Origin of the sequence: Halomonas stenophila (assembly GCF_014192275.1) — a bacterium.
Lineage (GTDB): Bacteria > Pseudomonadota > Gammaproteobacteria > Pseudomonadales > Halomonadaceae > Halomonas > Halomonas stenophila.
Genome location: NZ_JACHXR010000001.1, coordinates 491,953 through 513,318 on the forward strand (window position 1 = coordinate 491,953; position 21,366 = coordinate 513,318).

General features: G+C 68.1%; 19 protein-coding genes. 14 read left to right on the forward strand and 5 right to left on the reverse strand.

Annotation, left to right across the window (positions count from 1 at the left end; translation table 11 throughout):
• Position 1 precedes the first annotated feature (1 nt).
• The 7 genes from folC to FHR97_RS02210 all read left to right on the forward strand — a co-directional run bounded on the left by folC (position 2) and on the right by FHR97_RS02210 (position 6,693).
• Entirely contained in the window at positions 2–1,321 is a 1,320-nt protein-coding gene (gene folC, locus FHR97_RS02180) for a bifunctional tetrahydrofolate synthase/dihydrofolate synthase (protein ID WP_183382119.1), read from the forward strand.
• Positions 1,318–2,022 carry an SPOR domain-containing protein gene (locus FHR97_RS02185; RefSeq protein WP_183382120.1) on the forward strand — a complete coding sequence of 235 codons (705 nt, stop codon included), beginning with the start codon at positions 1,318–1,320 and terminating at the stop codon, positions 2,020–2,022. Before folC ends, FHR97_RS02185 begins: the two co-directional genes overlap by 4 nt.
• On the forward strand, positions 2,019–2,591 hold the full coding sequence (locus FHR97_RS02190) for a CvpA family protein (protein WP_183382121.1): 573 nt from the start codon (positions 2,019–2,021) through the stop codon (positions 2,589–2,591). The genes FHR97_RS02185 and FHR97_RS02190 overlap by 4 nt, the downstream gene beginning before the upstream one ends.
• A 64-nt stretch (positions 2,592–2,655) precedes the next feature.
• The gene (gene purF / locus FHR97_RS02195; protein WP_183382122.1) at positions 2,656–4,173 is read left to right on the forward strand and encodes an amidophosphoribosyltransferase; all 1,518 of its coding nucleotides are present in this window, start codon (positions 2,656–2,658) and stop codon (positions 4,171–4,173) included.
• Positions 4,174–4,183: 10 nt separating this feature from the next.
• Positions 4,184–5,380, forward strand: coding sequence for an O-succinylhomoserine sulfhydrylase (locus FHR97_RS02200; protein WP_183382123.1), 1,197 nt, complete (start codon positions 4,184–4,186; stop codon positions 5,378–5,380).
• 134 nt (positions 5,381–5,514) lie between these two features.
• Positions 5,515–6,084, forward strand: a complete 570-nt coding sequence (locus FHR97_RS02205) for a cytochrome b (RefSeq protein WP_183382124.1) — start codon at positions 5,515–5,517, stop codon at positions 6,082–6,084.
• 21 nt (positions 6,085–6,105) lie between these two features.
• The gene (locus tag FHR97_RS02210; protein WP_183382125.1) at positions 6,106–6,693 is read left to right on the forward strand and encodes a YceI family protein; all 588 of its coding nucleotides are present in this window, start codon (positions 6,106–6,108) and stop codon (positions 6,691–6,693) included.
• Positions 6,694–6,805: 112 nt separating this feature from the next.
• Here the strand turns inward: FHR97_RS02210 and FHR97_RS02215 are convergent, their stop codons facing one another.
• Positions 6,806–7,603: a 2OG-Fe dioxygenase family protein gene (locus FHR97_RS02215; protein WP_183382126.1), complete on the reverse strand. Its 798-nt coding sequence runs from the start codon at positions 7,601–7,603 to the stop codon at positions 6,806–6,808.
• A gap of 325 nt (positions 7,604–7,928) precedes the next feature.
• Between FHR97_RS02215 and FHR97_RS02220 the strand changes: the two genes are divergently transcribed.
• From FHR97_RS02220 to FHR97_RS02235, 4 genes are all read left to right on the forward strand, one after another.
• A complete protein-coding gene (locus tag FHR97_RS02220) occupies positions 7,929–9,713 on the forward strand; it encodes a putative bifunctional diguanylate cyclase/phosphodiesterase (RefSeq protein ID WP_246403674.1) in 1,785 nt (594 codons plus the stop codon).
• 118 nt (positions 9,714–9,831) lie between these two features.
• Positions 9,832–11,118, forward strand: a complete 1,287-nt coding sequence (locus FHR97_RS02225) for an MATE family efflux transporter (protein ID WP_183382479.1) — start codon at positions 9,832–9,834, stop codon at positions 11,116–11,118.
• Positions 11,119–11,316: 198 nt separating this feature from the next.
• The gene (locus FHR97_RS02230) at positions 11,317–12,573 is read left to right on the forward strand and encodes a D-amino acid dehydrogenase (RefSeq protein ID WP_183382127.1); all 1,257 of its coding nucleotides are present in this window, start codon (positions 11,317–11,319) and stop codon (positions 12,571–12,573) included.
• A gap of 391 nt (positions 12,574–12,964) precedes the next feature.
• Complete coding sequence (locus FHR97_RS02235; protein ID WP_183382128.1) at positions 12,965–13,351, forward strand: hypothetical protein; 387 nt, start codon at positions 12,965–12,967, stop codon at positions 13,349–13,351.
• Positions 13,352–13,458: 107 nt separating this feature from the next.
• On the opposite strand, the gene FHR97_RS02240 is transcribed toward FHR97_RS02235, so the two are convergent.
• The 3 genes from FHR97_RS02240 to phhA form a co-directional block, all read right to left on the reverse strand.
• Positions 13,459–14,646, reverse strand: a complete 1,188-nt coding sequence (locus FHR97_RS02240; protein ID WP_183382129.1) for an amino acid aminotransferase — start codon at positions 14,644–14,646, stop codon at positions 13,459–13,461.
• The gene (locus tag FHR97_RS02245; protein WP_183382130.1) at positions 14,647–14,985 is read right to left on the reverse strand and encodes a 4a-hydroxytetrahydrobiopterin dehydratase; all 339 of its coding nucleotides are present in this window, start codon (positions 14,983–14,985) and stop codon (positions 14,647–14,649) included.
• Between the two features lie 215 nt (positions 14,986–15,200).
• The gene (gene phhA, locus FHR97_RS02250; protein ID WP_183382131.1) at positions 15,201–16,019 is read right to left on the reverse strand and encodes a phenylalanine 4-monooxygenase; all 819 of its coding nucleotides are present in this window, start codon (positions 16,017–16,019) and stop codon (positions 15,201–15,203) included.
• Positions 16,020–16,307: 288 nt separating this feature from the next.
• Between phhA and FHR97_RS02255 the strand changes: the two genes are divergently transcribed.
• The 3 genes from FHR97_RS02255 to FHR97_RS02265 all read left to right on the forward strand — a co-directional run bounded on the left by FHR97_RS02255 (position 16,308) and on the right by FHR97_RS02265 (position 19,346).
• On the forward strand, positions 16,308–17,876 hold the full coding sequence (locus FHR97_RS02255; protein WP_183382132.1) for a sigma-54-dependent transcriptional regulator: 1,569 nt from the start codon (positions 16,308–16,310) through the stop codon (positions 17,874–17,876).
• A gap of 96 nt (positions 17,877–17,972) precedes the next feature.
• On the forward strand, positions 17,973–18,671 hold the full coding sequence (locus FHR97_RS02260; protein ID WP_183382133.1) for an SDR family NAD(P)-dependent oxidoreductase: 699 nt from the start codon (positions 17,973–17,975) through the stop codon (positions 18,669–18,671).
• Positions 18,672–18,740: 69 nt separating this feature from the next.
• The gene (locus FHR97_RS02265) at positions 18,741–19,346 is read left to right on the forward strand and encodes a hypothetical protein (protein ID WP_183382134.1); all 606 of its coding nucleotides are present in this window, start codon (positions 18,741–18,743) and stop codon (positions 19,344–19,346) included.
• 4 nt (positions 19,347–19,350) lie between these two features.
• On the opposite strand, the gene FHR97_RS02270 is transcribed toward FHR97_RS02265, so the two are convergent.
• Positions 19,351–21,315 carry a RecQ family ATP-dependent DNA helicase gene (locus FHR97_RS02270; protein ID WP_183382135.1) on the reverse strand — a complete coding sequence of 655 codons (1,965 nt, stop codon included), beginning with the start codon at positions 21,313–21,315 and terminating at the stop codon, positions 19,351–19,353.
• Positions 21,316–21,366: the final 51 nt, after the last annotated feature.

Here is a 21,366-nt window from a genome sequence, read left to right on the forward strand (position 1 = left end):
CATGCACGACGCTTCCCTTTCCCCGCTCGAGGCCTGGCTGGCACGGCTGGAAGCGGCGCATCCGGTGGATATCGACCTCGGCCTCGAACGGGTGGCCGAGGTCGCGCGCCGCATGGGCCTGCTGGACGCGCCCGTCGCCGGGCGCGTGATCACCGTGGCCGGCACCAACGGCAAGGGGTCCACCGTGGCCATGCTCGAGTCGCTGGCCCGGGCCCATGGCCGGACCACGGCGACCTACACCTCGCCCCACCTGCTGCGCTACAACGAGCGCGTCCGCCTGGACGGCCAGGAGGCGGATGACGACTGCCTGGTGGCGGGCTTCGAGGCGGTCGACGCCGCCCGGCATGACGGCGACCCGGTCAGCCTGACCTATTTCGAGGCGGGCACCCTGGGCGCACTGCATGCCATCGCGGCGCGGGGCCCGGACCTGGCGATCCTCGAGGTCGGCCTCGGCGGGCGCCTGGACGCGGTCAACATCCTCGATGCCGACGTGGCCGTGGTCACCACCATCGCCCAGGACCATGCGGCCTTTCTCGGCGACGATCTCGAGGGCATCGGTCGGGAAAAGGCCGGCATCATGCGCCCGGGGCGCCCCGCGGTCCTCGGCAGCACCGCGCTGCCGACGAGCGTGCGTGCCACCGCGGCTGCGCTGGGGGCGCCGGTGCATGCCCTGGGCGAGGCCTTCCAGCGCCTGGCCGTCGAGCCCGACTGGACCTGGCGGGGGCATGACGCCGCGGGGCGAGCGCGTCGACTGGCGGCGCTGCCCGATCCGGGCCTGCCCCTGGACAATGCCGCCACCGCCCTGCAGGCCCTGGCGCTGGCCGGCGTCGCGTTGGACGAGGCCGCCTGCCGCCAGGGCCTGGCGTCGGTGACGCTGCCCGGTCGCATGCAGTGGCGGGGCCAGTGGTGCCTGGACGTCGGCCACAATCCCCATGCCGCCGGCTACCTGGCCGGTCGCCTGGCCGAGCGACCCTGCCGGGGGCGCACCATCGCCCTGCTCGGCATGCTGGGCGACAAGGATGCCGATGGCGTGATCCGCACCCTGGCGCCGGTGATCGACGCCTGGGTGCCGGTCGGCCTGGACGGCGACCGGGCCCGCAGCGCCGACGCCCTGGCCGGCCATCTCGAGGCCCTGGGCCAGACGGTATGGCATCGCGCCGCGTCGCCGGGGCAGGGGGCGGACTGGCTGGAAGCGCGCCTCGAGCCCGAGGATCGGGTGCTGGTCTGCGGTTCCTTCTTCACCGTGGGCGCCGTGCTGGCGGCCTGGGCGTCCCGGGCGCAGACTGCAACGGATGACAGGCCCAGTGAGGGAGCGACATGAAATACGGTATGCGTGAGCGGGTCAGTGGTGCGCTGATCCTGATCGCCCTGGCGGTGATCTTCGTCCCGCTGTTGTTCGACGACCCGGCCCCCCGGGAGGATCGCCCCGAGCCGGTGCTGACCATCGAGCAGCCGGTGGAGGTCCAGCGTCGCGACCTGGCGGATCCGCAGCCGCCCGAGAGCCTGCAGGAGACCCCGGAGGCCGGGCGCGACACGGCGAGCGACGAGGCCACGGCGTCCCGCGAGCCGACCCCGCCCGCCCCGCAGGAAGACACGGCGTCGAATGCCTCCGAGCCTGAGCCCGAGCCCGAACCCGAGCCCGTCGCCGCGGCCGATGCCCCGGAGCCGGCGGCCGAGCAGGAGACCTCGTCCGATCCCATCGCCGACCTGGCCCGCGCCGCCGACGAGCGGCTGGCTGGCGGCGAGGCATCCGGCGGCGACGCGTCCGACAGCGAGCCGGCTTCCCCCGCACCCGGCGGCGAATGGGCCGTCCAGGTGGGCAGCTTCGGCGAGCCGGGCAACGCCGAGCGCCTCGAGACGCGGCTGACCGAGCAGGGCTACCCGGCCTACCGGCGGCCACGGGGCGACGACCTGACCAGCGTCTATGTGGGCCCCTATGGCAGCTCCGAGGTGGCCGAGGACGTGATGGGCCAGCTCAAGGCCAGCCTGAACCTGCAGGGCCTGCTGGTGAAGGCGCCATGACGCTGACCTGGCTGGACTGGCTGTTCATCGGCCTGCTGACGGTGACCACCCTGGCCGGCTTCCTGCGAGGCCTGGTGCGCGAGGCGCTCGGGCTGGCGTCGTGGATCGTCGCCCTGCTGGCGGCGCGCTGGCTGGCCGAGCCGGTGGCCGAGCTGCTGTCCGGCGTCATCGACAGCCCCGACGGCCGCCTGGTGCTGGCCTTCGTGCTGGTGGTCTTCGCCGTCATCCTGGCCTGTGGCGTGATCATCCGGCTGATGCATGCCGCCATCGAGTGGGTCGGCATGGGGCTGCTCAACCGGGTCACCGGGGCCGCCTTCGGGGCGGCCAAGGGCGCGGCGATCCTGGTGCTGGTCACCATCGTGATCAGCCTGACGCCGCTGGTGCAGCTCCAGGCCTGGCAGCAGGCCACGCTGCGCCCGAGCCTCGAACAGATGAGAGACTGGGCGGTAAGCCGACTGGCGGTCTGGGAGGATCGCCTGCCCGAGTCGGCGCCGTCTCTGGGCGACCTCCCGCGCTCCGCCTCGCGACCGGCGACGGAAGCGGACGAGGCCGGGGTCGCCTCCCCCTGACATTGATGAAACACGGGGCGGCCTGTCGATGCCGTCCCACCCTAGGCGAGCGAGGTAAGGTGTAATGTGCGGTATCGTGGGCCTGATGGCCAAGCAGGCGGTGAACCAGGGGATCTATGATGCCCTGACGGTGCTTCAGCATCGAGGCCAGGATGCCGCCGGCATGATGACCTGGAACGAGGGGCGCTTCCTGCTGCGCAAGAGCAACGGCCTGGTGCGTGACGTCTTCCACACCCGCCACATGGCGCGTCTCAAGGGCCACCTGGGCATCGGCCATGTGCGCTACCCCACGGCGGGGTCCTCCAGCGAGGCGGAGTCCCAGCCGTTCTACGTCAACTCGCCGTACGGCATCAGCCTGGCCCACAACGGCAACCTGACCAATTCCGAGCAGCTCAAGCAGGAGCTGTTCTCCTCCGACCTGCGCCACATCAACACCAGCTCCGACTCCGAGGTGCTGCTCAACGTCTTCGCCCATGAGCTGGGCAAGCAGGGCCTGCACCTGGAGCCGGGCGATATCTTCGATGCCGTGCGCCGCGTGCATCGTCGCTGCCGTGGCGGCTACGCCGCGGTGGCGATCATCAACGGCGTCGGCATGGTGGCCTTCCGGGATCCCAACGGCATCCGCCCGGTGGTCTTCGGCACCCGTGACGAGGGCGACGGCCAGGAGGTGATGATCGCCTCCGAGTCGGTGGCCCTCGACGTCGGCGGCTTCGAGCTGCACCGCGACCTGGCGCCCGGCGAAGCGCTGTTCGTCGACATGGACGGCCAACTGCATACCCAGTCCTGTGCCGACGCCCCGCGACTCGCCCCCTGCATCTTCGAGCATGTCTACCTGGCGCGCCCGGACTCGATCCTCGACGGCGCCTATGTCTACGGCACGCGCATGCAGATGGGTCGCAAGCTCGGCGATCGCATCAAGGCCGAATGGCCGGACCACGATATCGACGTGGTCATCCCGATCCCCGACACCTCCCGGACCTCGGCCCTGGAGCTCGCCCAGCACCTCGGCGTGACCTTCCGGGAAGGCTTCATGAAGAACCGCTACATCGGGCGGACCTTCATCATGCCCGGCCAGACCCAGCGCAAGAAGTCGGTGCGCCAGAAGCTCAACGCCATCGACATCGAGTTCAAGGGCAAGAACGTGCTGCTGGTGGACGATTCCATCGTGCGCGGCACGACCTGCCGGCAGATCATCCAGATGGCCCGGGAGGCCGGGGCCAACAACGTCTACTTCGCCTCGGCGGCGCCGCCCGTTCGCTATCCGAATGTCTACGGCATCGACATGCCGGCGGCCGCCGAGCTGATCGCCCATGGCCGCAGCGAGGCCGAGGTGGGCGAGCTGATCGGCGCCGATCGCATGATCTACCAGGACCTGGAGGATCTCCAGGACGCCTGTCGCGAGGTCAACCCGGCCCTGGACGCCTTCGACTGCTCGGTGTTCGACGGCCGCTACATCACCGGCGACATCGACGACAGCTACCTGGCCGATCTCGAGGCGTCCCGCAGCGACGCGGCCAAGGAGCAGAACACCGGTGACCATGCCCTGGTGGGCATGCACAACCAGGAAGACGACATCGACTGAGGGAGGTCCCATGCACGACGAATCCAATCCGGCGGACGCCTGGGGCCTCGACACTCGGGCGATCCGCACCGGGCACCAGCGGACCGGCGAGCAGGAGCACGGCGAGCCGATCTTCCCGACCTCGAGCTTCGTCTACGAGAGTGCCGCAGAGGCGGCGCGCAAGTTCGGCGGCAAGGAGCCGGGCAACATCTATTCACGGTTCACCAATCCCACGGTGCGCACCTTCGAGCAGCGTCTGGCCGCCCTGGAAGGCGGCGAGCGTTGCGTGGCCACCAGCTCCGGGATGTCGGCGATCCTGGCCACGGCACTGGCGTTGCTGCAGGCCGGCGACGAGATCGTCGCCTCGCGGTCGCTGTTCGGCACCACCGTGAGCCTGTTCGACAAGTATCTGAGCAAGTTGGGCATCACCATCCGCTATGTGGAGCTCTCGAACCTCGAGGCCTGGGAGGCGGCGGTGACGCCGGCGACCAGGCTGATGTTCGCCGAGACCCCGTCGAATCCGCTGTCCGAGGTGGTCGATATCGCGGCGTTGGCCGAGATCGCCCGTCGCCATGGGGCCTGGCTGGCCATCGACAACTGCTTCCTGACCCCGGCCCTGCAGCAGCCGCTGGCCCTGGGGGCGGACCTGGTGATCCATTCCGCGACCAAGTATCTGGATGGCCAGGGGCGTGCGGTGGGGGGCGCCGTGGTGGGGCCCGACAAGCTGCTCGAGGAGCTGTACGGCGTGGTGCGCACCTGCGGGCCCTGCCTGAGCCCGTTCAACGCCTGGATCTTCACCAAGGGCCTGGAGACCCTCGGTCTGCGGATGAAGGCCCATTGCACCAATGCCCGCCAGCTGGCCGAATGGCTCGAGGTCCACCCGGCGGTGGAGCGGGTCCACTACAGCGGCCTGGCCAGCCATCCCCAGCACGCCCTGGCGGCGCGCCAGCAGCGCGACTTCGGCGCCGTGCTCGGCGTCGAGGTCAAGGGGGGCCGCGAGGGCGCCTGGTCGGTGATCGATGCGACCCGGCTGCTGTCGATCACCGGCAACCTGGGCGACGTGAAGAGCACCATCACCCATCCCGGGACCACCACCCACGGTCGTCTCTCCGACGACCAGAAGGCCGCCGCCGGCATCCGCGAGGGGCTGATCCGCGTGGCCGTCGGCCTCGAGGATATCGCCGACATCCAGGCGGACCTGGCCCGCGGGATCGACGCGCTGACCTGATCCTCCTTCTTCGCATGCCGTCCGTCCGGGCGGCATGTGGAAATTCCGAACGAAACTTTCATCTTTTTTCAGCGGATTCGGCCGGTCCGGTCGGGTAGCCTGTCGTCTCGATTCGCGATGATCAGGAGTCGCTCATGTGGCGTAACTCGACTTCCGGCTGGGGGCTGGTCAGCATCCTGCTGCACTGGCTGAGTGCGCTGGCCCTCGTCGGCCTCTTCGTGCTGGGCTGGTGGATGACCGGGCTCGACTACTACGACGGCTGGTACAACCTGGCGCCCTGGTGGCACCGCTCGGTGGGCATGCTGCTGCTGGCCGCGACCCTGGCGCGGCTGGCCTGGCGGCTCCCCCAGCCGGCGCCGGCGCTGCCCGGCCCCCGTCGGGAACGCCTCGCCGCGCACCTGGGGCACGTGGCGCTCTACGCGCTGATGCTGCTGGTGCCGATCAGCGGCTACCTGATTTCCACCGCCGAGGGCGACGGCATCAGCGTCTTCGGCTGGTTCACGGTGCCGGCGCTGGTCAGCGACCTGCCCAACCAGGCGTCCCTGGCCGGCACCGTCCACTGGTACGGCGCCCTGGCCATGATGGGCCTGGCCGCGGGCCATGCCCTGGCCGCCCTCAAGCACCATTCCCGGGATCGCCACGATACTCTGGTCCGCATGCTGCATCCGCGTCATGCCCGTCGTGGCGGGACGCCACCCCCCTGAGTCACCCCCAAGGAGACAGCGATGTTCAAGAAGAACACCCTGGCGGCCATCCTGGCCACCACCGCCCTCGTGCCGTTTGCCCAGGCCCAGGCCGCCGACTACGTGATCGATACCGAAGAGGGCCAGCATGCCTTCATCCAGTTCAAGATCAGCCACCTCGGCTTTTCCTATATCCTGGGCAGCTTCGAGGACTTCTCCGGCCAGTTCAGCTATGACCCGGACGATCTCGCGGCCTCTTCCGCCAACCTCGAGGTGGACGTGGCGAGCCTGACCACCAATCACGCGGAGCGCGACAAGCACATCAAGAGCGACGACTTCCTCGACATCGCGGAATACCCGACCGCCAGCTTCACCTCCACCGGTTTCGAGGCCACCGGCGAGAACCAGGGCGTGCTGAGCGGCGAGCTGACCCTGCACGGGGAGACCCGGGCCATCGAGATGCCGGTGACCCTGCTGGGCGAGGGCGAGGACCCCTGGGGCAACTACCGGGCCGGCTTCGAGGGCTCGACGACCCTGACCCTGGCCGACTACGGTATCGACATGTCCAGCTTCCCCGAGCCGATGCAGGAACTCGAGCTCTACGTGACCTTCGAGGGTATTCGCCAGTAAGCGTCACGCCCCGGCGTTTCTGTCCGAACCAGAACACCCCCGGCCAGCGGCCCGGGGTGTTTTTTTCATGCCTGGCCATCAGGCCAGGTTGACAGGGCCGGCTCCGGGGACCTCAACGACCCGCGTCGTGGAGGATGGCCTCGGGGAAATGCCGGCGCAGGATACGGTTCTGGAAGGGGTCGACGAAGCGTGAGTTGATGATCACGATGAACCGTTCGAACGGCACGCGGGGATCCTGCTGGGTGATAGCGTCCACGCTGTGAAAGAGCTTGTCGTCGCGCAGGTGAAGCACGTCACCCGGGGCGAGGGACAAGTCGGCGAGCCGCCGGCTCCCGGCCTTGTCGACATAGAGATGGTTCTCGCCGCCGGCCAGGTTCTCCCGTCTCACCACCATGATGCTCAGGGCCTTGCAGCCGTCGGCATGAATGCCCTGTCCCTGAAGGGGATCCACCTGGCCTTCCCCCCGGACGCCGGTGATCTGCATCAGGATCGGCTCGTTGGCCTGGAGCCCCCACAGCCGCGCCCAGGCCTTGACGAAGCTCTTGACGTCAGCGCGGGCCATGAAGGCCTCGGTCAACGGCGCATAGTAGCGCAGCCGGTCGGCCATGCTCGCGGCATCATTGAAGGCGCCGCCCTGGGCCATGGGGCAGGGGCCCATTTCCTTCATCTCGCCATCCTCGTCCAGCGCCAGCCAGGACATGCGCTTCCAGCGTCGATTGACATAAGGATCGCGAGGCAGGTCGGTGGTGGCGGCCTGCCACGCGCCCAGGTCCAACTGCTCACGCACGTCGGTCAAGGCCCAGTCCTGGCGTGCCAGGTCATCCGTGACCCCCGCGGGCCAGTAGCTGGAAAGGGAACTGACGAGCAGGGAGCTGGGCTGGTAGCCATACTTGAGACTCTCGAGTTTCATCCTTCTTCTCCTGTTTTTGCCTGTAGTGGTGACCGCAGGTACGTCGTTTTCCTGAGATGCATTTACTAGAGGAAAAGTAAGGTTACAAAAGTAAACAATAAGGCTCGCGTAAAGGAAAAAACGGCCTTCAGCCCTTAAAATGAGAAAAATTTATGAGTTTTCTGGCATATAAACTTAAGGGAGGTACGAGAATCGTCATGTCATGTGAAGTATAAAAATCCTATTCCATGGGGTTCGGTATCATGAGGATCGTCGGCAGCGTCGAGATAGAGAGGTCAGTATCATGACCCGCGAGGTGTCATGCCCCTTCAGGCGGCGGATGCGTATGCTGTGGCGGAAGTGTCGCGCCACGGTGTTTCGGCCTCGCCAGCTGCGCCATGACGAGATCGAGCAGGTGCGTCGCCAGTACCAGGAGAGCGAGCAGCGCTTTCGTGCCCTGCTGGAGAGCCTGCCCAAGGTGGCCGTGCAGGGTTACGACCGGGACCGGCGGGTCATCTACTGGAACGAGGCCAGCACGCGACTCTATGGCTATCGGGCGGAGGAGGCGGAAGGGCGACTGCTGGAGGACCTGATCATTCCGCCCCCCATGCGCGAGGCCGTGATCCGGGCCCATCGGGCCTGGATCCAGGAGGGGCAGGAGATTCCGGCGGGGGAGCTCGAGCTGCTGCATCGCAGCGGCGATCTGGTCCCGGTGTTCTCGCACCACGTGATGCTGGGGCAGCATACCGAGTCTCCGCTGATGTTCTGCGTCGATGTGGATCTCTCGGACCAGAAGCGGGCCCATCGCGAACTGGCCTTCGCGACCCGCTTCGACAGCCTGACTCAGTTTCCCAACCGCCGGACCTTCGAGATCGAGCTGGATGCCCTGCTCGAGGAATGTCGGCGGCGGGGCATCGGCGCGGCGTTGCTCTACCTCGACATCGACCGCTTCGTCGAGATCAACGATGCCTTGGGGTATGCCCAGGGGGATCAGCTGCTGGTGGAGCTGGCGCATCGGTTGCGCCATGAGCAACGCGCGACGGACCTGATGTCCCGGGTCTCGAGCGATGAGTTCGTGCTGGCGTTCCCGGGGATCGAGTTTCACGACGATGTCCTGCGCCTGGTGCGCAAGGTGAGAGGCGTCTTTCAGCGGCCCTTCACCCTCGAGGGCGGCGAGCGCATGGTGACGGCCAGCCTGGGGATCAGCCTGTTTCCCGAGAACGGGACCGCGGCCCGCGACCTGATCCGTAACGCCGACGTCGCCAAGAACCACGCCAAGCTCGCGGGGCGTGGCGGACTGCAGTTCTTCCACCAGCGCTTGCACGATGAACTTGTCTATCAGCTTGACCTGATGGAGCGGCTGGAGAAGGCCCTCGATCGGGACGAGCTGAGCCTGTGGTACCAGCCTCAGGTCTCGGCCGTCAGCGGGCGCATCGAGAATGTCGAGGCGCTGTTGCGCTGGCTGCCGGCGGAGGGGGCCGCGGTGTCGCCCGCGGAATTCATTCCCCTGGCGGAGCAGTCGGGCTTGATTCACCGCCTCGGGGACTGGGTGGTCGAGGAGGCCTGTCGTCAGCAGGCGGCCTGGCGTGCCGCGGGATGCCTCGTCTCGCGCATCGATATCAATGTCTCGGGCTCCCAACTCACCCGGCCGGATATCCTGGAGCGCTTCGAGGCGTGTCTGCAGGCCCATGGCCTGGCGCCGGGCGATATCGGCATCGAGCTGACCGAGAACGTGTTGATCGATGCCGACCACCAGATCCTGGAGGGGCTGCGGCGTCTCTATCATCGCGGCGTGCGGATCGCCATCGATGACTTCGGTACCGGCTACTCCTCGTTGAGCTATCTCAAGCACTTTCCGCTGACGGCACTGAAGATCGATCGCACCTTCGTGCATGATGCCCCCAAGCAACCAGAGGATCGCGCCATCATGGAGGCGGCGGTGTTCATCGGTCATCGCCTGGGGCTCGAGGTGGTCGCCGAGGGGGTGGAGACCGCCGAGCAGCTGACCCTGATCCGCGAGATGCACTGTGACCTGGTGCAAGGCTATTACTTCTATCGCCCCATGCCGGCGCCGGACATCGAGCGCCTGCTCTTGGGGCGGGTGACCGCCCATCAGGGGAGGGCCGACTGAGAGTCTTCACGGGATGGCGTAGAATGCCCAGCTCACGTTTCGACCCGGAGTCCCTGTGAGTCATCCCTCGCCCCCCTCGTCGTCGCTGGGGCTGACGCTGTGGCGTCAGACCTGGCCCATGGCCATCGGCGTGATGGCCCTGCTGGGGTTCCAACTGGTGGACAGTGCCTTCGTCGCCCGGCTGGGCACCCGGCCACTGGCGGCCCAGTCCTTCACCTTCCCGCTGTCGTTCCTGATCATCGGCGTTCAGGTGGGCATGGGTATTGCCATTGCCGCCCTGGTATCCCGTGCCCTGGGCGCCGGAGAGGCGGGGAGGGCGCGGCGCCTGGGCAGCCTGGTGCTGCTGGCCGGCACGGCGGTGATCGCGCTGATGGTGCTGGCGCTCTGGCTGACCCAGGGTCCGGTCTTCCGCCGGCTGGGGGCCGACACGGCATCGCTGGCCCTGATCCGCGACTACTGGGCCCCCCAACTCCTGGCCGCCTGGTTGGGCGCGGCGCTCTATTTCGGCTACAGCCTCTTCCGTGCCCATGGCAACACCCGACTCCCGGGGTCGCTGATGGTGCTGACCAGCCTGGTCAACCTGGCGCTGGACCCCCTGCTGATCTTCGGCCTCGGTGACTGGCCGGGCCTGGGCCTGCCCGGGGCGGCCTGGGCCACGGTGCTGGCCTTCGGGGCGGGACTGGTCGTGATGGGCGCCCGCCTGCGAGGGACCCGCTGGCTGGCCGGCGCGGGGCTGTTGACGGAGGCCCGTGCGTCACTTCGTCCCTTTGCCGGCATCGCCGGCCCGGCCATGGTCAGCCAGTTGATGCCCCCGCTTGCCGCCATGCTGGCGATCGCGGTGGTGGCGCGGCTGGGCGAGGCCGAGGTGGCGGCCTGGGGGCTCGCCAGCCGCCTGGAGACCCTCTCGCTGATGGTGGTACTGGCCATGACCATGTCGCTGCCGCCGTGGCTCGGGCGCTGTTACGGCGCCGGTGACTGGGAGCAGGTACAACGCCTGATGCGCCTGGCGCTGCGCGTGGTGGTGGCCTGGCAGCTGCTGCTGGGGGTGGTTCTGGCGCTGGCCTCGCCCTGGGTCGCCGAGACCCTGTCGGGCAATCCGGAGGTGCGGGACGAACTGGCGATCCTGATTCGCTTCCTGTTGCCGAGCTACGCCGCCCTGGGCGTGTGCATGCTGGTGGTCTCGGCCGGCAACGCACTCGGCTGGCCGCTCAGGGCCATGCTGATGTCCGCGGCACGGCTGTTCGTGTTCTACCTGCCGTGCCTGTGGGTCGGGGCCTGGGTGGCCGGGGTGAGCGGCCTGGCGCTGGGGGCTGCCATCGGCAACCTGCTGGCGGGGCTCGCGGCCTGGCAGCTGCTGCGGCGCATTCTGGCGAGCCCCCGGCGCAGTCCAGTTCATGGCAGTTGAAAAGACTTTGTTATGCTCTATATAAGAATGATAAGACTGAATAATTTAACATAATTGGTTTTTATATTCATATATAGGAGGAAAAACAGAATATTAACCTGCATTTTCCATCCTATACTCTCTCCCTCATTCGGTCCGGGGGGCCCCGCCCGGGCCATGTCGTTCCCGCAGGTGACAACGAGAAGGTGAGGGAAGCGCATGAAGGTACTGATTCTTGGCAGCGGCGTGGTGGGCGTCACCAGCGCCTACTACCTGGCCCGCCGGGGCCATGAGGTCACGGTGGTGGATCGACAGCCGTCACCGGCCATGGAGACGAGCTACGGCAATGCCGGCCAGGTATCCTTCGGCTTCTCCTCGCCCTGGGCGGCGCCGGGTATCCCCCAGAAGGCCATGAAGTGGATGTTCCAGGAACACGCCCCGCTCAAGATCCAGCCCAGGATGGACCCGACCATGGCGCGCTTCATGATGAAGATGTTCGCCAACTGCAATGCCGAGCACTATGCCGTCAACAAGGAGCGCATGGTGCGTATCGCCGAGCACAGCCGGGCCTGCATCGATGCCCTGCGTGCCGAGACGGGGATCCGCTACGAGGATCGCCAACGCGGCCTGCTGCAGCTGTTCCGCCACGACAGTCAGGTCGAGGCGGTGGCCAAGGACATGAAGGTCCTGGCCCAGTGCGGCGTACGCCACGAACTGCTCGACAGCGAAGCGATCAAGACCGTGGAGCCGGCGCTGGCCCGGGTGCCCGGAAAGTTCGTCGGAGGGCTCCACTTGCCCGATGACCAGACCGGTGACTGCCATCTGTTCACCAACCGGCTGGCCGACCATTGCCGGCAGCACCTGGGAGTCAAGTTCCGCTTCAATGTCGATATCCAGCGTCTCAAGCGCGGCGGTGCCGGCATCGAGAGCGTGGTCACCAGCGCCGGGGAACTGACCGCCGATGCCTACGTGGTCTGCCTGGGCAGTTATTCGCCGTTCCTGGTCAAGGACCTGGACATTCGCCTGCCGATCTACCCGGTCAAGGGCTACAGCCTGACCGTGCCGGTGGTCGACGATGGCGGGGCCCCCCAGTCCACGGTCATGGACGAAAGCTACAAGGTGGCGATCTCGCGCTTCGACGACCGCATCCGCGTGGGAGGGACCGCGGAGCTGGCCTCCTTTGATCTGAGCCTGCTGGAGAAGCGTCGGGCCACCATCAGCATGGTGGTGAAGGATGTCTTCCCCGAGGGGGGCGACGTGGCCAGGGCCGAGTTCTGGACCGGCCTGCGCCCCATGACGCCGGACTCCACGCCGATCATCGGGGCCACCAAGCACGGCAATCTCTGGCTCAATACCGGTCATGGCACCCTGGGCTGGACCATGAGCTGCGGCAGTGGCCAGCTGCTCTCGGACCTGATCGACGCTCGCCGGCCGGCCATCGACCCGCGTGGGCTCGACGTCTCGCGCTACGCCTGACCGCCGCGACCGGTCCATCCTGCAGCCCGCCCGTGCGGGCTGTTCTGCTTTGGCAACACTGCAACCGGTTGATCATGCAGGGATTCGAGATCCCGGCGCGAAGGAGTGTCGTCGAATGCCGACGGTCACGCGGGCCCAGGCGACCGTCACCCGTGCAGCGTGGTGGTGTATTCGTTCATAACTAATTGTTGATGGAGCGCTTTTCTGGGGATGGCATGGCTTTCGCTCGTTTTAACCTGCAGCCTTGGCAATTCTTTTCCAGGGTGTCGAGCGATACCGAAGGGGTTCTCCGCTGCCACGGAAGGCGCTGGGCCAGGGATGGGCCCGGTCGACAGGGCCCCCAAATACAGGACAGGCCGGGTGCGCCCGGCGGTTCCACGATGGAGGTAGCATGCAGTTGAAGACATTGGGAATCAGTATCACCCTCGCGCTCGCGGGGCTTGGCGCCAATGCCGTCATGGCCGACAGTGGCAGTGCCGGGATGCAGGCAGAGGCCGGCGCCTCCGTCCAGGCGGGGGCGGCCGGGCAGAGCGCCGAGGCGGACCTCGGCGCCGAGGCCCAGGGCAACGCCGACTCGGGCATGGGCGCCCAGGCCGGTGAGCGTGCCGCAGGCTCCATGGAGCAGGCCACCGGGACCGCCGGCGAGGCCCTGGAATCGGCCACCGGCACGGCCGAGCGGTCACTCGACTCGGCCACCGGCACCGCCGAGGCGGCGGGATCCACCGCCGCAGAGGCCGATCTCTCCGGCTCCGCCGAGGGCGAGGCCAGCCTCGACTGAGGTGCCGTCCTGCCGTGAGGTGATCGCCGCGGCAGGCGACAGCCCATGAAAAAGACGCCCGGGTCTCTCGACCCGGGCGTCTTGTGTGAGCAGGCGGCGGGGCCGGCTCAGTTGACCGCGGCGATGGCCTTGGCCAGGTAGGGCAGGTTCTCGTCGGAGAAGCCGGCCACGTTGGCGCGGCCGGAGCGCACCATGTAGATGCCGTACTCGTCACGCAGGCGGTCCACCTGCTCCGGCGTCAGGCCGGTATAGGAGAACATGCCGCGCTGTTCGGCGACGCAGGCGTATTTCTCGTCGAGCCCGTAGGGCTGGAGGGCCTCGACGAACTGGCGCCGCAGCCCGTTGATGCGATCACGCATCTCGGTGAGTTCCTCGCGCCAGATGGCGGCGAGCTCGGCGGAGTTCATGATCTCGGAGACGATGGAACCGCCATGGGCGGGCGGGTTGGAGTAGTTCTCCCGGGCCACGATGGCGACCTGGGAGCGCACGTTCTCCATCTGCTCGGCGGTCTTCGCCACCATGATCAAACAACCGGTCCGCTCGCAGTAGATGCCGAAGTTCTTGGAGCAGGAGCTGGTGACGATCATCTCGTCGAGGTTCTCGGCGAGCAGGCGCACGCCGTAGGCGTCCTCGTCGAGGCCCTCGCCGAAGCCCTGGTAGGCGAAGTCGACCAGCGGCAGCAGGCCACGCGCCTTGACCACCTCGAGGACCTGGTGCCACTGGTCCCGTGACAGGTCGAAGCCGGTCGGGTTGTGGCAGCAGGCGTGCAGCAGCACCACATCCCCTTCGGGAATCTGCTTCAGGGCCGCGAGCATGCCGTCGAAATCGAGGCGGTTCTCGGCATCCACGTAGGGGTACTTGCGCAGCGTGAGGCCCGCCGCCGGGAAGATGCCCAGGTGGTTCGGCCAGGTCGGGTCGCTGACCCAGACGTCCTTGCCGGGCAGCTGGGTGGCGATGAAGTCCGCGGCCAGGCGCAGGGCACCGGTGCCGCCCGGTGACTGGGTGGCGCTGGCGCGACCGGCCTCGAGGACCGGCGACGACGCGCCCAGCACCAGCGGCAGGATGGCCTGGCCATAGCGCGGGTCGCCGTGAGAGCCGATGTAGGTCTTGGTGGTCTCGTTCTTGAGCAGCAGGGCCTCGGCTTCCTTGACCGCGCGCATCACCGGGGTGTTGCCCTGGGCGTCACGGTAGACGCCGACGCCGAGATCGACCTTCTGGGGGTTGGTGTCCTTCTTGAAGGCCTCGATGAGCCCGAGGATGGCGTCCCCGGGAACCCGCTCAATTTGCTCGAACATTTACTTCGCTACCTCGTCGGTTCTGGCGGCTAGGATGAAATCGTTCTTGTGCAGGCCCTTCATCTCGTGGGACCACCAGGTCACGGTGACCTTGCCCCATTCGGTGAGCAGGGCAGGATGGTGACCCGCGTCCTCGGCGATCTCGCCGACGCGGTTGGTGAACTCGAGGGCCTGACGGAAATTGCGGAACGTGAAGCTCCGCTCCAGCTGCATGATGCCATCGCGCTCGACGATCTGCCACTCGGGGATGTCGCGGCGGAACTGCTCGATCTCGCTCTCGGTGACGTGGGGGGCATCCCAGCTGCAGGCTTCGCACTGCTGTTCGGAAAGCTCGCTCATGATGACTCCTGGTTATCGTTGGTCGTCGGGTGAAGCAGGGCTATCGCAGTTAGCGTTATCGCTCGGGGCTGATTCGTCGACAGGTCTGCGAGGGGGCGCTGTGAACCCCTCCCTGGGCGCTACCGACGCCATCCATGGCGTAGGACCCCCTCTTCGACCTGTCCCCGGCGCCCCTCGCCAGATCCAACTGCGATAGCCCTGGGGGGTGAAGGGGGTCAGGCGGTGGCCTCGGCCGGCTTCGGCTTGGGCGGGAAGCGCGGTTCGAAGAGCCCCAGTGCCTTGGCCTTCTCCACCAGGCCCATGATGTCGCGACCCGCCAGCTCGTGCAGGGTCTCCAGGCCATCCAGAACATAGTAGAGGGGCTGGAGGATATCGATGCGATAGGGCGTGCGCAGGGCATCGATGGGGTCGAAGGGCGCATGCACCGGCACCTCGGACAGGGCGTGCAGGGTCTCCTTCGGCGAGGAGATGATGCCGCCGCCATAGATGCGCCGCCCCGCCGGCGTGTCCACCAGGCCGAATTCCACGGTCATCCAGTAGAGCCGCGCCAGGTAGACGCGATCCTTCGGCGAGGCAGACAGCCCCAGGCGACCGTAGGTGGCGGTGAACTCGGCGAAGGCCGGGTTGGTGAGCATCGGGCAATGGCCGAAGATCTCGTGGAAGATGTCCGGCTCCTGCAGGTAGTCCAGCTCCTCCGGCGTGCGGATGAAGGTGGCCACCGGAAAGCGGCGATTGGCCAGCAGCTCGAAGAAGGTGTCGAAGGGGATCAGCGCCGGCACCTGGGCGGTCTCCCAGCCGGTGGCGACCCTGAGCACCTCGTCGACGTCGCCGAGCTGGGGGATGTGGTCCACCGGCAGCGCCAGGCGCTCCATGCCGTCCAGGTACTCCTGGCAGACGCGTCCGGGGAGCAGCTCGACCTGGCGCTCCATCAACGTCTGCCAGGTGGCATTCTCCTGGTCGGTCCAGGCGATATGGCCGTTGGCATCCGGCATCCTGGCCTGGTAGGCGGTCTTCTTGCCTGTCTGTGCCTTCATGTTGTCTCCCGTGGCGTTGCTTGGGGTTGTCGTGGCCTCAAGGGAATACCCGGAGTCTAGGCTCGGCGGCGAGGCGAGGGGACGCCCGGGCCGAGGGGCAGGCCGCAGGGAAGGGGGGTGTGTCGTAACGAAATCTTGACGGTCGAGGCCTTCCCCTCCCTGAGCGCATGCCAGGACAGGAGTCTCGGCCGTTGTCGGGCGTCTCGTGTCACGTTATCTTGACAGTAGAGTCACGCCCGGCTGACGGCCTTTTGATCCCCCGACCACTTTTATTTCTTCGAGTGCCCCATGCGCCTGAGATTCCATTGCCAGAACCGGATCGGCATCCTTCGCGACATCGTCGCCCACTTCGCCGATTACGGCCTCAACGTGGCCCACGGCGAGGTCGGGGGCGAACACGGCAATGCCATCTACCTGCATGTGCCCAACCTGCTCAATGCCCAACTGGCCACCCTCAAGCCCGAGCTCGAGCGGGTGCCCGGGGTGTTCGGCGTGCGCCGGGTCAGCCTGATGCCCAGCGAGCGACGCCACCTGGAGCTCGATGCCCTGCTCTCGTCGCTCTCCGACCCGGTGATGTCGATCGACATGGAGGGCCACCTGGTGGCCGCCAATCGGGCCGCCGGCCAGCTGCTGGGGGTCCGGGTCGACGAGGTGCCGGGCCTGTCCCTGGACCGCTACTTGCCCGACCTCGACCTGCCGGCGCTGATCCGCCGCAACAACGCCCGGGTCAATGGCCTGAGGGTCAAGCTGCGTGACACCGTCTTCCTGGCCGACATCGCGCCCCTGCATCTCGAGAACCTCGAGGACGTCGCCTCCCTGGCCGGGGCCGTGGTCACCCTGCACCGGGCCGATCGCATCGGCGAGCGCATCTATCAGGTGCAGCGCCAGGAGCTGCGCGGCTTCGAGTCGCTGTTCCAGTCCAGCCCGCGCCTCGCCGCGCTGATCCGCGAGGCCCGGCGCATGGCGCCGCTGGATGCCCCGCTGCTGATCCAGGGCGAGACCGGCACCGGCAAGGAGCTGCTGGCCCGGGCCTGCCACCTGGCCAGTCCCCGCGGCCAGGCGCCCTTCATGGCGCTGAACTGTGCCGGCCTGCCGGAGTCGATGGCCGAGACCGAGCTGTTCGGCTATGCCCCCGGGGCCTTCGAGGGCGCCCGCCCCGAGGGCAAGCTGGGGCTCCTCGAGCTCACCGCCGGCGGCACCATCTTCCTCGACGAGGTGGGCGAGACCAGCCCGCGCATGCAGGTCAAGCTGCTGCGCTTCCTCCAGGACGGCGGCTTCCGCCGGGTCGGCAGCGACGAGGAGACCTACCTGGACGTGCGGGTGATCTGCGCCACCCAGCAGGACCTGCCGACGCTGTGCGCGGAGGGCCGCTTCCGCCATGATCTCTACCACCGGCTCAACGTCCTGACCCTGGCGGTGCCGCCCCTGCGCGACTGCCTGGACGGCATCGAGGAACTCGCGGCGCACTTCATCGACCGCGCCGCCCGGCAGATCGGCTGCCCGCTGCCCACCCTGTCGCCGGCCGCCGTGGCGCGGCTCACCGGCTACCACTGGCCGGGCAACGTGCGCCAGCTCGAGAACGTGCTCTTCCAGGCGGTCTCGCTGTGCGAGGGCGGGACCATCGAGCCAGCCCACCTGCGCCTGCCCGACGTGGGCCAGGCGCCGGGACTGGCCGGCATCGACCTGGACGGCTCGCTGGCCGACATCCTCGGCGAGGTGGAGCGCCGGGTCCTGGCGACCCTCTATCCCCAGCACCCCTCCAGCCGCCAGCTCGCCAAACGGCTGGGGGTCTCCCACACCACCATCGCCACCAAGCTCAAGCGCCACGGCATCGGCACGGAGGAGGCGCCGCGCTGAGCGTGCCTCGTCTCTCGGCCCGCGTACGCCGGGACTACACTCCAGTCAGGTGAGCGTGACACAAGAGGTGGCGGGTGCGTCCGGAGGAGGTCCTTCATGAACAAGGTCTGTGCCATCGTCGGTGTCGGTCCAGGCAATGGCCTGGCGCTGGTTCGGCGTTTCGCGAGGGAAGGCTACCGCGTCGCCATGCTGTCGCGGGATATCGACAGGCTGACGGGCTGGGAGCAGGAGATTCCCGGGAGTCATGCCTATCGCTTTGATGCCACCGAGGGGGAACGGGCCCACGCGGTCTTCAAGCAGGTTCGCGAGGAACTCGGGGCGGTCTCGGTGTTGCTCTTCAATGCCGGCGGCGGGATCTTCAAGAGCGCCGAGCAGGTGACGCTGCAGGAATTCGAGGACAGCTGGCGGATCAATTGCTACGGCCTGCTGGCCACCGTCCAGGCCGCCCTGGGACAACTTCGCGAACATGACCAGGCCTGCCTCGTCATCACCGGGGCCTCGGCGGCCCTGCGTGGCCGAGCCGCCACCGCCCCCTTCGCCTCCGCCAAGGCGGGGCAGCGCAGCCTCGCCCAGTCCCTCGCTCGCCAACTCGGCCCCGAGAACATTCATGTCGCCTATGTGGTCATCGACGGGGTGGTGGACCTGCCGCGCACCCGGGAGGCGATGCCTGACAAGCCGGATGATTTTTTCCTCAGCCCCGACGCGGTGGCAGACAGTGTCTGGTTCCTCACTCGCCAGGCGCGCTCGGCCTGGACCTTCGAACTCGACCTGAGGCCGTTCGGGGAGACGTGGTGACGTAGTGGCGTCGGGTCGTCGCGGCGGAAGGGCGGGGACAGGATATCGCGTCGATCAACGGAGGGACACATGCCACCGCCAGGCCTGCCGCTATGGCTCAAGCTCACCTTCACGCTCTGGGTGGTCATCTGGGCGACGACCTACGCCCGGGTGCTGGGCTGGCAGAACTTCCTGTGGCTGTGCGACCTGGCGAGCTTCCTGATCCTGGTCGCCCTCTGGACCGAGAGCCGTCTGCTGATCTCCGCCCAGTGGCTGGCGGTGGCGTTGGTGGGCGTGCTGTGGGCAGTGGACGTGGCGGTGGCGTTCGCCACCGGGGTGCACCCCATCGGCGGGACCGAGTACATGTTCAATGACGCCCGCCCCCTGGCCTTTCGGCTGCTCTCGCTGTTCCATCTGGTTCTGCCGCTGGTGGCGGGCTACGGCGTGTGGCGGCTGGGCTACGACCGCCGCGGCCTGGGGTGGCAGGTCGCCCTGACCTGGCTGGTGATTCCGCTGAGCTACGTCGTCACCGACGCCGAGCGCAACATCAACTGGGTGCAGGGCCCCTTCGGTCAGCCACAGACGACCCTCGATCCGCTGGTGTATCTCGTCGGCCTGATGCTGGCCTGGCCCCTGGTGGTCTATCTGCCGGTGCACCTGGCGACCCTGGCCCTGCGTCGCCGCCGCCGTCCTTGAGGCGTCATCCCGCCAGGCGGCCCCCCAGCCAGTCGCGTACCTCGGCGAAGGGATAGGCCTCAAGCGCCGCGAAGCCGTCGAGGCGCCGGGCCTTGTGGCGGGTCAGGCGGGGCGAGGTCAGCCCGCACAGGAAGCGGGCCAGCAGGGCCGGCGTGGCGGCCTCTCCCTCGCCGGCATCAACCAGGCGATCGCGCAGCGGCGCACACAGGCGCCAGGGGTCGAGCGCGTCCAGGGGGGTGGGCCGGGGCGGAGCCGGCAAGCGGGCGACTTCGCCGCGACAGGCCGAGCAGTGGCCGCAGCGCGTGGGCGCGCGGTCATCGCCGAACCAGTCGGCCAGGCGCCGGGTCAGGCAGCCGTCGGTCTCGAACAGCGCGAGCATGGCATGCAGGCGCGCGATCTCTGCGCGCTCCTTGTCGACGAAGTAATCGTGCAGGTCGGCGACGAGCGCTGGGGCGTCGCCGCGCTCGATCACCTCGAAGACCTCGGTCATCTGGCGGGTCTCCAGCACCAGCCAGCCCTTGTCGACGAAGTAGTCCAGGGCGGTGATCACCCGCCGCCGCGAGGTATCCAGGCCGCGCTCGCCGCCCAGCCGCTCCAGTGCCGCGAAGTCCAGGCCGTACCAGGTCCGGGCCCTGGAGGAGGCCGCCAGGATCGCCTCCACGAAGGCGCGACGCTCGCCCTGGAAGCGCCCGACCAGCGTCTCGGCGTCCTCCAGCAGCCGGAAACGGTACTCGGCGAAGTAGCTGTAGCGCGGCCGGATCACCCCGCGCAGCTCCAGCTGCACCAGCAGGGTCTTGAGCGGCAGGGGGCGGATGTCGCTGTCACGGGACAGGGCGTTGAGGGTGAACTCCCAGGCCTGGCCCGCGGGCGGCAGCGTCTCGATGACCCGGGCGATGGCGCCGCGCTCCGGCGTGTCGCCATAGGCGAAGTTCTCCAGCACGTTGAGGTGATCCCCGCCGGCCAGCATCAGGCACTCGGCGGGGGCGCCGTCGCGGCCGGCCCGGCCGATCTCCTGACTGTAGTTCTCCACCGACTTGGGCAGGTCGTAGTGCACCACCGCGCGGATGTCGGCCTTGTCGATGCCCATGCCGAAGGCGATGGTGGCGACGATGCAGGGCGCTCGGCCGGCCATGAAGTCGTCCTGCAGCCGGGTGCGCGTCTCGGCGTCGAGCCCGGCATGATAGGCCACCGCCGGCAGGCCGGCGGCCTGCAGGTAGGCGGCGATGCGCTCGGCGGTCTGCTGCAGGGTCACGTAGACGATGCTGGGCCGCGGGGTGGCCTGGGTGAGGCGGGGGCGCAGCCAGTCGACCAGTCGCCGGGGGCGCTGCTCGGCGGGCACCGGCGCCACCTGCAGGTCCAGGTTGGGGCGATAGAAGCCCGTGGCGGTGACGTCGGCGGCCTCGATGGCGAACCGCGCGCGCATGTCGTCGATGACCCTGGGGGTGGCCGTGGCCGTCAGCAGCAGCACCTGGGGGATGCCCAGCTCGCGGCGCACGTCGGGCAGCTTGAGATAGTCGGGGCGGAAGTTGTGGCCCCACTCGGAGATGCAGTGGGCCTCGTCGACGACCATCAGCGACAGCGGCACGCGACGGATGAAGGCCCGGAAGCGCTCGTTCTTGAGGCGCTCGACCGAGACCATCAGAATGCGGATCCGCCCCTGGGTCACCCCCTCCATCACGGCCTGGACCTCCTCCCGGCTCTGGCCGGAGGCCAGGCTGGCGGCCGGGACATGGTGGCGCTGCAGGAAGTCCAGCTGGTCCTGCATCAACGCCAGCAGCGGCGAGATCACCAGCGTCAGGTGGGGCAGGTGCAGGGCGGGCAACTGGTAGCACAGCGACTTGCCGGAGCCCGTGGGGAAGATCGCCGCGGCCGAGCGACCGGCCACCACGGCCTCGATCACCGGCCGCTGTCCGGGGCGGAAGTCGGGATAGCCGAAGACCCGCTCGAGGGTCTGGTCGATGGCGGTCATGCGCACTCCTGGGCCGTCACAAGGGGGGCCTCAGGATACACGCTCGCCGGG

What these genes read in the sequence shown, in the direction of transcription:
- folC (WP_183382119.1), top strand. Translation starts at nt 2, where the DNA reads ATGCACGACGCTTCCCTTTCCCCGCTCGAGGCCTGGCTGGCACGGCTG.
- FHR97_RS02185 (WP_183382120.1), top strand. Translation starts at nt 1,318, where the DNA reads ATGAAATACGGTATGCGTGAGCGGGTCAGTGGTGCGCTGATCCTGATC.
- FHR97_RS02190 (WP_183382121.1), top strand. Translation starts at nt 2,019, where the DNA reads ATGACGCTGACCTGGCTGGACTGGCTGTTCATCGGCCTGCTGACGGTG.
- purF (WP_183382122.1), top strand. Translation starts at nt 2,656, where the DNA reads ATGTGCGGTATCGTGGGCCTGATGGCCAAGCAGGCGGTGAACCAGGGG.
- FHR97_RS02200 (WP_183382123.1), top strand. Translation starts at nt 4,184, where the DNA reads ATGCACGACGAATCCAATCCGGCGGACGCCTGGGGCCTCGACACTCGG.
- FHR97_RS02205 (WP_183382124.1), top strand. Translation starts at nt 5,515, where the DNA reads ATGTGGCGTAACTCGACTTCCGGCTGGGGGCTGGTCAGCATCCTGCTG.
- FHR97_RS02210 (WP_183382125.1), top strand. Translation starts at nt 6,106, where the DNA reads ATGTTCAAGAAGAACACCCTGGCGGCCATCCTGGCCACCACCGCCCTC.
- FHR97_RS02215 (WP_183382126.1), bottom strand. Translation starts at nt 7,603, where the DNA reads ATGAAACTCGAGAGTCTCAAGTATGGCTACCAGCCCAGCTCCCTGCTC.
- FHR97_RS02220 (WP_246403674.1), top strand. Translation starts at nt 7,929, where the DNA reads ATGCTGTGGCGGAAGTGTCGCGCCACGGTGTTTCGGCCTCGCCAGCTG.
- FHR97_RS02225 (WP_183382479.1), top strand. Translation starts at nt 9,832, where the DNA reads ATGGCCATCGGCGTGATGGCCCTGCTGGGGTTCCAACTGGTGGACAGT.
- FHR97_RS02230 (WP_183382127.1), top strand. Translation starts at nt 11,317, where the DNA reads ATGAAGGTACTGATTCTTGGCAGCGGCGTGGTGGGCGTCACCAGCGCC.
- FHR97_RS02235 (WP_183382128.1), top strand. Translation starts at nt 12,965, where the DNA reads ATGCAGTTGAAGACATTGGGAATCAGTATCACCCTCGCGCTCGCGGGG.
- FHR97_RS02240 (WP_183382129.1), bottom strand. Translation starts at nt 14,646, where the DNA reads ATGTTCGAGCAAATTGAGCGGGTTCCCGGGGACGCCATCCTCGGGCTC.
- FHR97_RS02245 (WP_183382130.1), bottom strand. Translation starts at nt 14,985, where the DNA reads ATGAGCGAGCTTTCCGAACAGCAGTGCGAAGCCTGCAGCTGGGATGCC.
- phhA (WP_183382131.1), bottom strand. Translation starts at nt 16,019, where the DNA reads ATGAAGGCACAGACAGGCAAGAAGACCGCCTACCAGGCCAGGATGCCG.
- FHR97_RS02255 (WP_183382132.1), top strand. Translation starts at nt 16,308, where the DNA reads ATGCGCCTGAGATTCCATTGCCAGAACCGGATCGGCATCCTTCGCGAC.
- FHR97_RS02260 (WP_183382133.1), top strand. Translation starts at nt 17,973, where the DNA reads ATGAACAAGGTCTGTGCCATCGTCGGTGTCGGTCCAGGCAATGGCCTG.
- FHR97_RS02265 (WP_183382134.1), top strand. Translation starts at nt 18,741, where the DNA reads ATGCCACCGCCAGGCCTGCCGCTATGGCTCAAGCTCACCTTCACGCTC.
- FHR97_RS02270 (WP_183382135.1), bottom strand. Translation starts at nt 21,315, where the DNA reads ATGACCGCCATCGACCAGACCCTCGAGCGGGTCTTCGGCTATCCCGAC.